The sequence below is a fragment of the Kitasatospora phosalacinea genome (assembly GCF_030268885.1).
GTDB lineage: Bacteria > Actinomycetota > Actinomycetes > Streptomycetales > Streptomycetaceae > Kitasatospora > Kitasatospora phosalacinea_C.
In genome coordinates this window covers 1-8,545 of sequence record NZ_BSSA01000062.1, presented here as the reverse complement: position 1 = coordinate 8,545, position 8,545 = coordinate 1, and the positions used below count along the sequence as shown (strand labels likewise).

Here is an 8,545-nt window from a genome sequence, read left to right as displayed (position 1 = left end):
GTCCGGCCGCGTGCGTGGTGATGCCCGGCGGGCCGACAAATCCCAAACAGGACAGTCAGAACGTCAGTCAGGCGGAGGGTCAGACCCGCCGGCAACAGCACCACGTCACATCCTCACTGTCAGGCGTAGGGGGCGAGTTGGGGGTCGAGGGGGGCGTCGGTGAGGCGGTTGGCGAAGGTGGAGAGGGTGTAGGCGCCGATGCCGAGGACGATGTCGAGGGCGTTGCGCGGGGTGAAGCCGTGGGCGAGGAAGGCGGCGAGGTCGGGTTCGGGGACTGCGCCGGTGTGGTCGAGGACGGCGTGGACGAAGGCCCGGACGGCCTCCAACCGGGCGTCGGGCAGGGGCTGTTGGGTGCGCAGGGCGGTGATCAGTTCGGGGGCGGCGGCGAGTCGGGCGAGGGCGGCGGTGTGCATGGCGACGCAGACGTGGCAGCCGTTGCGGGTGGCGAGGGTGAGGACCACGGTTTCGCGGACCAGCGGGTCGAGTTCGGTGGAGTCGAAGAGGGCGGTCAACTTGAGGAAGCCGTCGAGGAGTTGGGGTGCGTGGGCGAGGCGGGCGGCGGCGGAGGGCAGGTAGCCGAGGTGGCGGGTGACCTGGTCGAGCTGGCGGCGGGCGGCCGGTGGGGCGGTGTCGGGGGTGAGGTCGGGGAAGTGGGCGCCGGTGGTCGGGGTGGTGGGTGCGGGGAGGGACACGGGTGGGCCTTTCGGGGTGCGGAGGCGTGCCGGGGTGGCCGGAGGACGGAGCCCGGCTGCGCGTCCTAGAATGGACAACGTGGTTGACCAAAACGTAAACCAGGTTGTCGATCTGCGCAACGGGGAACCGGGCGTTCCGGTCCGGGACGGCTTCGAGCTGCCCTTGCTGCTGTTCGCCGGATTCCGCACGATCATCGACGAGTTGCACGCCGACCTGGCCCGGCAGGGGCACCCGGACGCCCGGCCCGCGCACGGGTTCGCGCTGCAGGCGATCGGGGTCGACGGGGCCACCGCGAGCGAGCTCGGGCGGCGGCTGGGGGTGTCCAAGCAGGCCGCGGGCAAGACCGTGGACCGGCTGGAGGCGCTCGGGTACGCGGAGCGGGTGGACGACCCGCAGGACGCGCGGCGCAAGCTCGTCCGGCTGACGCCCCGCGGGCTGGACATGCTGGCCAGGTCGGCGGCCGGGTTCGACCGGATCCGGGCGCACTGGGCGGCCGTGCTCGGGGAGCAGCGCCTGCGCGAACTGGAGGACGGGCTCGCGCAGTTGGTCGGCCCGTCCGGGTTCCGGCTGGACGCGGCGGGCTGGTTCACCGGCTGAGTGACGGGACGGCCGGGCGCGGGAGGACGTCGGCACGGCGGCCGGGTGTCAGCGCGGGGCGGCCGGGGTACGGCGAGGGACGGGACCACGTGACGCCAGGGGGAACGGATGCTCGCCGAATCGTTGATCGCCCTCGCCGGGGCCGGGGGGACGGCGCTGGTCGGGGCGATGGCCACCGACGCCTGGCAGACCGTCCGGGCCGGTGCCGCCCGGCTGTTCACGCACGGCGGGGCGGAGCGGCAGCGGGCGATCGCCGAACGGCTGGACCACGACGCCGAGCTGGTGGCCCGGGCCGCGGAGCCCGAACGGGTGCGGCAGGGCCTCGCCCCGGCCTGGCAGGTCGAGTGGGAGGCGCTGCTGGCCGAGCGTCCCGAGCTGGCGGAGGAACTCCGGGGCTTCGTGGAGCGGACGGTGGCCGCGCTGCCCCGGGCCGAGCAGCACTGGACGCAGCACGTGACGGCGCACGGCCACGGCCGGGCCTACGGCGCGCTCGGCGGGAACGTGGTGGTGCACGAGGCGGCGCAGCCCGACCCGCCCGCGCCCGGCGGCGGGCCCGGGGAGGCGGCCGAGGGGCCGCGGTGACACCGGCGGGGCGCGAGCCGGGCCCCGGGCCGGGGGCGGGGCCGCCCGGCGACGGGAGCGGCCGACTGGAGCAGCGGGTGGTCGCGCGGGCCGGTTTCGCCTACGGGGTGATCGGCGCGGACCTCCACGTCTTCGGCGACGGCACGCCCGTCTACGTGCTGGAGAACTGGCGTCCCGGGGAGGGCGCGGAGGACGCCTGGCTGGGCGAGCTGCCGAGCCGGATGCTCAACGCCCGCTGGGAGGTGGTCGGCTTCACCGGCCGGACGGAGGAGTTGGCCGCGCTCCGCGCCTGGTGCGGCTCCGGCCCCCGGCTGGCGGTCCGCTGGCTGCACGGGCCCGGCGGTCAGGGCAAGACCCGGCTGGCGGCGCAACTGGCCCGGGAGACGGCCGCCGAGGGCTGGAAGGTCGTCACCGCGACCGAGGGCCCGGGCTCGGTGCTGCCCCCGCCCGGCAGCCAGGACCTGCGGACGGACGGGGCGTCGGGCCTGCTGCTGCTCGTCGACTACGCCGACCGCTGGCCGCTCTCCCACCTGACCTGGCTGCTCAGCAACGCCCTGCTGCACGACCCGGCCGTCCCGGCGCGGGTCCTGATGATCGCCCGCGACAGCGGCCCCTGGCCCGCCGTCCGGGCCGCGCTGGCCGACCACCGGGCGGGCACCTCGGCGCAGGAGCTGGCCGCGCTCGGCGACGGCGAGGACCCGGCCGGGCGGCGGGCGCAGATGTTCACCGCGGCCCGGGACGGCTTCGCCGCGCGGTACGGGACGGCGGCCCCCGGCTGGATGACGGCCCCGCCCTGGCTGGACGGGCCGGAGTTCGGCCTGACCCTGGCCGTCCACATGGCGGCCCTGGTCGCCGTCGACGCCCACCTGACCGGGCGGCGCACCCCGACCGACACCGCCGGGCTGACCCTCTACCTGCTGGACCGCGAGCACCTGCACTGGGCGCGCCGCCACGGCGACGGCACCCACCGGCTGGACGGCGACGGCACCCGCGAACCGCCGTGGACCACCCCGCCGGAGGTGATGAACCGGGTGGTGTTCACCGCCGCGCTGACCGGCCCGCTGCCCCCGCCGACCGGCGCGCAGGCCCTCGACCGCCTCGGCCTCGGGCTGCCCGCGCACCGCCTGCTGGCCGACCACGCGAGCTGCTACCCGCCGGTGGACCCGGCCCGGGCCACCGTCCTCGAACCGCTCCAACCCGACCGCCTGGCCGAGGACTTCGCGGCCCTGACGCTCCCCGGGCACCGGGCCGACTACCCGGCCCGGGAGTGGGCGCCGGACACCGTCACCGCGCTCACCGACGGCCCGCCGCACCCCGGCTGGACCAGGCGCACCCTGCTGCTGCTGGCCGCGGCCGCCGACCGCTGGCCGCACGTCGCCGAGGAGCACCTGTTCCCGCTGCTGCGCGCCCGGCCCGAGCTCGCCGTCGCCGCGGGCAGCCCCGCGCTGAGCGCCCTGGCCGCGCTGCCCGGCGCCCCGTTCGACCTGCTGGAGGCGGTGGAGGACCGGCTGCCCCCGTACGAGCGCACCGACCTGGCCCCGGGCGTCGCCGACCTGGCCCGCGTCCTGGCGGACCACCGGCTGGCCCGCACCAGGGACCCGGCGCAGCGGGCCGCCGTCCACGCCCGGCTCGCCAACGCCCTCGCCGCGGCCGGTCGCTACCGCGAGAACCTGGACGCGCTGGTCACCGCGGTCGAGCTGTACCGGCCGCTGGCGCAGGCCGACCCGCGGACCTTCGAACAGCCGCTGGCCTTCGTGCTGTCCAACCTGGCCAACCGGCTCGGCCGCTACGGCGAGCGGCACACCTCGCTGTCCTTCGCCCGGGAGGCGGTCGACATCGGCCGGCGGATCGGCCTGATGGACCCGACCGCCACCGGGACGGGCGGCGCCGCGCTGCTGGTCAACCTGGCCGGCAAACTGCGCCGGGCCGGGCGCACCGCGGAGGCCCTGGAGGTCGAGCACGAGGCGCTGGGCCTCTTCCGGCGGCTGTCCCGGACCAGGTCGTCCGAGCGGGAGGCGCGCACCCACCTGCCGGCCTGCCTGGTCAACCTCGCGATGGCCCTGCCGCCCGCCTACTTCGGGGGCCGGGCCGTCCTGGCGGCCCTCGAACAGGCGGTGGCCCTGGACCGCCGCCTCGCCGCCGACGACCCGCCCCGGCACGAGGCCTCGCTCGCCCACGCCCTGACCCTGCTGGCCGGGCGGCTCGTCAGCCACTACCAGCTCGCCGAGGCGGTCGCCGGAGCCGCGCCCGACCGTCCCGGACTGCACCGGCCCGTCGCCGCGGGCTGGCGGCAGCGGGCGGTCGACCTCGCCCGGGAGGGAGGCGGTGGAGATCGACCGGCGCCTGCTGCCGGACAACCCCGCCGTGCTGCGGCCCCAACTGGCGGACGGGCTGGAGGTCCTGGGCACGGCCCTCACCGCCGCCGGGCGGCCGGAGGAGGCCGCCGCCGCCCGGGCGGAGAGCGCTGCGCTGCGGGCGCACCCCGCCGAGCCCGGGTCCGCCCGGCCGGTCGAGTCCGACGACCCGCCCCCGTCCGACCACCACCGGTGGATGCTGGCGGCCACCCGGGCCGGGGTCACCCTCTTCACGTACCTGGCGGGCGTCGACCCGCAGGCCCACCGGCCCGACCTGGCCGAGGCCCTGGAGTACGTCACCGCCGTCCCGTCGTTCGACCGCGACGGCATCCCCGACCGGGAGGCCGTCCTCCCGCTGTGGGAGGAGTTGGTGGAGGCCGACCTGCCAGCCTACGGGCCCCGCTACGCCCACGCGCTCGCGGTGCTCTCCTCCCTGCAGAGCACCGCGGGGCTGTCCGAGGAGGCCGGGCGGACCGAGGCGGAGCGGGCCCGGGTGGAGGCCCTGGTCGCCGCCGCCGAGCAGGAGCGCGAGCAGGAGCGGCGGCGCAGCCGACTGGCCCCGCGGATCCCGTGGGGCACGCCGGAGGAGATCGACGAGGAGGCCCGGCGGCTCACCGCGGCCGGGGACGACGCCGCGCTGTGGGCGCTCGCCCTGGCCGTCCCGGTCGCCGACGGCGCCCGGCTGGCCCGCGCGCTCACCGACCGCGGCCTGCCCGCGGAGCCGGCCGCCCGGGCGCTGGCCGAGCGCCTCGCGGCGGCGGGCCGGTCCGGGCCCGCCCGCCCCGCCCACCGGGAGCTGCCCGTGGTCAGCACCAGCGGGCACGGCCTGCACTTCGCCCACGGCCGCCCCGTGCTCGCGGTCGACGGCCTGCAGAAGAACGGCAGTTGGGCCCTGCGGACGTTCGACCTGACCACGGGACGGCCGAAGGTGCTGCACCGGGGCGGCCCGAACGAGTGGAGCTCCCTCGCCTGCCCCGGCCCGGGCCTGGTCGTCGCCGTCCGGGAGCTGCCGGGCCCGCCGCACGCCCGGCTGCTCCGGCTCGACGGCCGCTCCGAGGAGCAGCTCGCCTCGGGCAACGCCCTGAACGGGGCCCGGGTGGCCGCCACCGCGGACGGCTACGTGGTGGGCCTGACGATGATGCGCGCCGTCCTGGTCGGGACGGACGGCGACCCGCCCGTCCCCGTCGACCTCGGCGGCACCGGGCTGTGGCGCTGCGACCGCCTCGCCGTCGACCCGACCGGCACCCGGATCGCCCTCGTGGACGGCCGCCGGACGGTGCTCCTCGACCTGCCCGACGGGCGGGTGGTCGCCGCAGCCGACACCGAGGGCGACGTGCACGCCGTCTTCCTCGGCCCCGACCTGCTGGTCACCGCCGGGTCGAACGGCGGCCTGCGCCGCTGGGAGCTGCACGGCGGACGGCTGCGGCAGAGCGCCGCGGTGGGAACGCCCACCCTGCAGCCCCTGTTCGCGGTGCCCGCCTGGCGGGTGGTGGGGGGCTGGGCGCTCGGCCGCCCGCACTTCCACGACGCCGAGACGCTCGACCCCGTCCCCGAACCGCCCGCGACCGCCGCCCTGCTGGACGTCACCACGGCCTGGCAGAGTTCCGCCGACGGCCGCTACGTCGTGCACGGCGGGTCCGGGTCGTGGCCGGGCTCCCGCACCCTGCTGCACGACCTGCACCACCCCGTCGCCTGGCTGGCCCGACCCGCGGCCGCCGTCACCGCCGCCGACCTGCCGGTGCTGGCGGCGCTCGCCGCACGCGCGGAGCGCAGGCACCGGCCGCTGCTGCGGCTGCTGCACGACCTCGCGGCCCACCGCCTCGCGCCGGGCTGACGGGCCGGGCGGTGCGGGGCGGCGTCAGCGGGCGGCGCGGCGCTCGGCCTCCGCCTCGTCCTCGGCCTCCGCCTGCTCCAGGGTCGGCGCGCTGCCACCGAGGTGCGCGGGCAGCCACCAGTCGTCGTCCGGGCCGGACGGCTTCGCCGGGTACTCGCGCTGCGCCCGGTCCAGCATCTCGGACATCGCGGCGCGCAGGCGGCGGGTCACCATGACGGGCTTGTCGGTCGGGGCCAGGTGGATCGGCTCGCCGATCATGATGGTCACCGGGACGTGGCGCTTGGTCAGCGTCTTCGGGCGGCCCTTGGTCCACAACTGCTGGGTGCCCCACAGGATCACCGGCAGCAGCGGGGTGCCCGAGTCCGCGGCCATCCGGGCCGCGCCCGTCTTGAACTTCTTCAGCGTGAACGAACGGCTGATCGTGGCCTCCGGGAACACCCCGACCACCTCGCCCTCGCGCAGCGCCTTCACCGCCGCCTCGTAGGCGGGCTGGCCGTCGGTGCGGTCCACCGGGATGTGCTTCATGCCGCGCATCAGCGGGCCGGAGACCCGGTGCCGGAACACGTCGTCCTTGGCCATGAAACGGGTCTTGCGGCGGGCCACCCGGTACGCGCCGAAGCCCGCGAAGATGAAGTCCAGGTAGCTGATGTGGTTGCTGACCAGGACGGCGCCGCCGGTGGCAGGGACGTGCTCGGCGCCGACGATGGAGATGCGCAGGTCCAGCGCCTTGAAGGCGGCCAGCGCGGTGCGGATCACCGGCGGGTACACGAACTCGGCCACGGTCAGCCCTACTTCCTACGGGCCAGGCGCCCGGTTCGGCGGTACCCGGAGCGTGGTGGCTGGCCGAGGGGTCGCGGCACGCCGCGGCGGCCACGGGTGTTTCCCCCGAATGATCCCCCGAACGGGTACGGTCTGTCACGCCCGCGGATACCCGGGGAGGCGACCCTCACACCGGGAACTTTCCGGCGGGACGGGCTTCCCCGCGGGCTTTCCCGGTCGCGGCGGCCCGGAGTCGCTCGAGGAGCAGGTAGAACTCGCAGCCCAGGCAGTAGTCGAAGGCGGCGTTCAGGAAGGCCGCTGCCAGGGCCAGGGCGGTGAGGACGAGGGCGGTCCAGGTCAGCCCGGCGAGGGCGGCGAGGGTGGCCGGCAGGGTGAAGGCGAGGCCGACCGCCTGGGCGAAGCGCGGCGGGCGCGGGTCCGCCCCCGGCGGGCGGGGCCAGCCGGGGGCGGACCAGGGTGCGGTAGAGCCAGCCGTAGGGGGCGTAGCGGTGGCCGCCGAGCGCGCCCGCTGCGAAGACCAGGGCCTGCAGGGCGAGCAGCGGCGTGCTGCCGGTGACCAGGGCGGCGGCGAGGACGAGGCTGGTGAGGACGGCGGCGAAGCGCGGGCCGCGGGGGTCGATCGGTGCGGAGGGCACGGTGGGGCTCCGGGAGGGGTCGCTGACGGGACGTCGTACGGACGGGACGGCGCGGGGGTGGTGCGGTCAGCGACAGCGGGTGGTGCAGGCCCGGCACAGGTCGATCACCCGGCGGCTGGTCAGCCGGGGGGTCGACGACGGGGTGCGGGCGGTCACGGGGTGATGGTAGCGGGGAGCGGGTTCCGGGCCCAGGGGGTGGTTTGCCAGACTGGGCGGGTGACCGGACTGGTGGTGTGCCTGGTGGTGCTGGCGGCGGCCGGCGGGTTCGGCGTGGTGCGCAAGGCGCGGGACGGGAGGCTGCGGGTGCGGGCGGACGGGGCGGTGCGGTTGACGGCGGCGGAGCTGGGGGCGCCGTTGGGGGAGCGGGCGACGCTGGTGCAGTTCTCGACCTCGTTCTGCCAGCCCTGCCGGGCGACCCGGCGAACGCTGGCGGAGGTGGCCGGGATGGTCGAGGGCGTCGCGCACGTGGAGGTGGACGCCGAGTCGCAGCTGGAGCTGGTGCGGCGGCTGGAGGTGTTGCGGACGCCCACCGTGCTGGTGCTGGACGCGTCCGGCCGGGTGGTGCGGCGGGCGGCGGGGCAGCCGCGGAAGGCGGACGTGATCGCGGCGCTGGGCGAGGCCGTCTGAGCCGGTCGCGGGGCCGGTCGCGGGGGCCGGTGCGCGTTCAATCTCACAGGGGATCTGGCGTGGAGTCAGGTGGCAGTCGGGTCGGGCTGGGGCAGGATGGGCCGGGGCGGCTGCGTGGTGTCGGGCCGGGGTCGCGGGCAGCGTAAGCTACTGGCGAGTAGTGACGGTTGGGCTACTCGTGGGTATGCTGCCGGGGAGTCCCGGAGGGGCACCTCGCGCGCCGCTCGGGCCGCGGGCCCCGTGCGCGGGCCGAGGATCGCTCGGTGCGCGCGGGCCGCCGCCGCAGCCGCCGGATCGGACCAGTAACAGGAGAGCAGGCCGTGAGCTTGAGGATCGTTGTCTGTGTGAAGTACGTGCCCGACGCGACCGGTGACCGTCGCTTCGCGGACGATGCCACCACCGACCGGGAGGGCGTGGACGGCCTCCTGTCGGAGCTGGACGAG

7 protein-coding genes and 2 pseudogenes are annotated in these 8,545 nt (G+C 76.9%); 5 read left to right on the top strand and 4 right to left on the bottom strand.

The genetic code is table 11. The features are described 5' to 3' along the window. Nucleotides 1–119 precede the first annotated feature (119 nt). Complete coding sequence (locus QSK52_RS38540) at nt 120–692, bottom strand: carboxymuconolactone decarboxylase family protein (RefSeq protein WP_285740952.1); 573 nt, start codon at nt 690–692, stop codon at nt 120–122. A gap of 70 nt (nt 693–762) precedes the next feature. Here QSK52_RS38540 and QSK52_RS38535 point away from each other — a divergent pair, with 70 nt between their 5' ends. Continuing rightward, nucleotides 763–1,290, top strand: a complete 528-nt coding sequence (locus QSK52_RS38535) for a MarR family winged helix-turn-helix transcriptional regulator (protein ID WP_285740951.1) — start codon at nt 763–765, stop codon at nt 1,288–1,290. Between the two features lie 108 nt (nt 1,291–1,398). Continuing rightward, nucleotides 1,399–1,872, top strand: a complete 474-nt coding sequence (locus QSK52_RS38530; RefSeq protein WP_285740950.1) for a hypothetical protein — start codon at nt 1,399–1,401, stop codon at nt 1,870–1,872. A gap of 502 nt (nt 1,873–2,374) precedes the next feature. On the opposite strand, the gene QSK52_RS38525 is transcribed toward QSK52_RS38530, so the two are convergent. Continuing rightward, a complete protein-coding gene (locus tag QSK52_RS38525; protein ID WP_285740949.1) occupies nt 2,375–2,710 on the bottom strand; it encodes a hypothetical protein in 336 nt (111 codons plus the stop codon). Nucleotides 2,711–4,197: 1,487 nt separating this feature from the next. Between QSK52_RS38525 and QSK52_RS38520 the strand changes: the two genes are divergently transcribed. Next, entirely contained in the window at nt 4,198–6,060 is a 1,863-nt protein-coding gene (locus tag QSK52_RS38520; RefSeq protein ID WP_285740948.1) for a hypothetical protein, read from the top strand. A 24-nt stretch (nt 6,061–6,084) separates the two neighbouring features. On the opposite strand, the gene QSK52_RS38515 is transcribed toward QSK52_RS38520, so the two are convergent. Then, on the bottom strand, nt 6,085–6,840 hold the full coding sequence (locus QSK52_RS38515; RefSeq protein WP_285740947.1) for a lysophospholipid acyltransferase family protein: 756 nt from the start codon (nt 6,838–6,840) through the stop codon (nt 6,085–6,087). A gap of 166 nt (nt 6,841–7,006) precedes the next feature. Then, a pseudogene (locus QSK52_RS38510) lies at nt 7,007–7,460 on the bottom strand (DUF4395 domain-containing protein). A gap of 231 nt (nt 7,461–7,691) precedes the next feature. On the opposite strand from QSK52_RS38510, the gene QSK52_RS38505 reads away from it, so the two are divergent. Both QSK52_RS38505 and QSK52_RS38500 read left to right on the top strand, forming a co-directional pair. Continuing rightward, nucleotides 7,692–8,102, top strand: a complete 411-nt coding sequence (locus QSK52_RS38505; protein WP_285740946.1) for a TlpA family protein disulfide reductase — start codon at nt 7,692–7,694, stop codon at nt 8,100–8,102. Between the two features lie 320 nt (nt 8,103–8,422). Continuing rightward, nucleotides 8,423–8,545, top strand: a pseudogene (locus tag QSK52_RS38500) (electron transfer flavoprotein subunit beta); the annotation flags it as partial.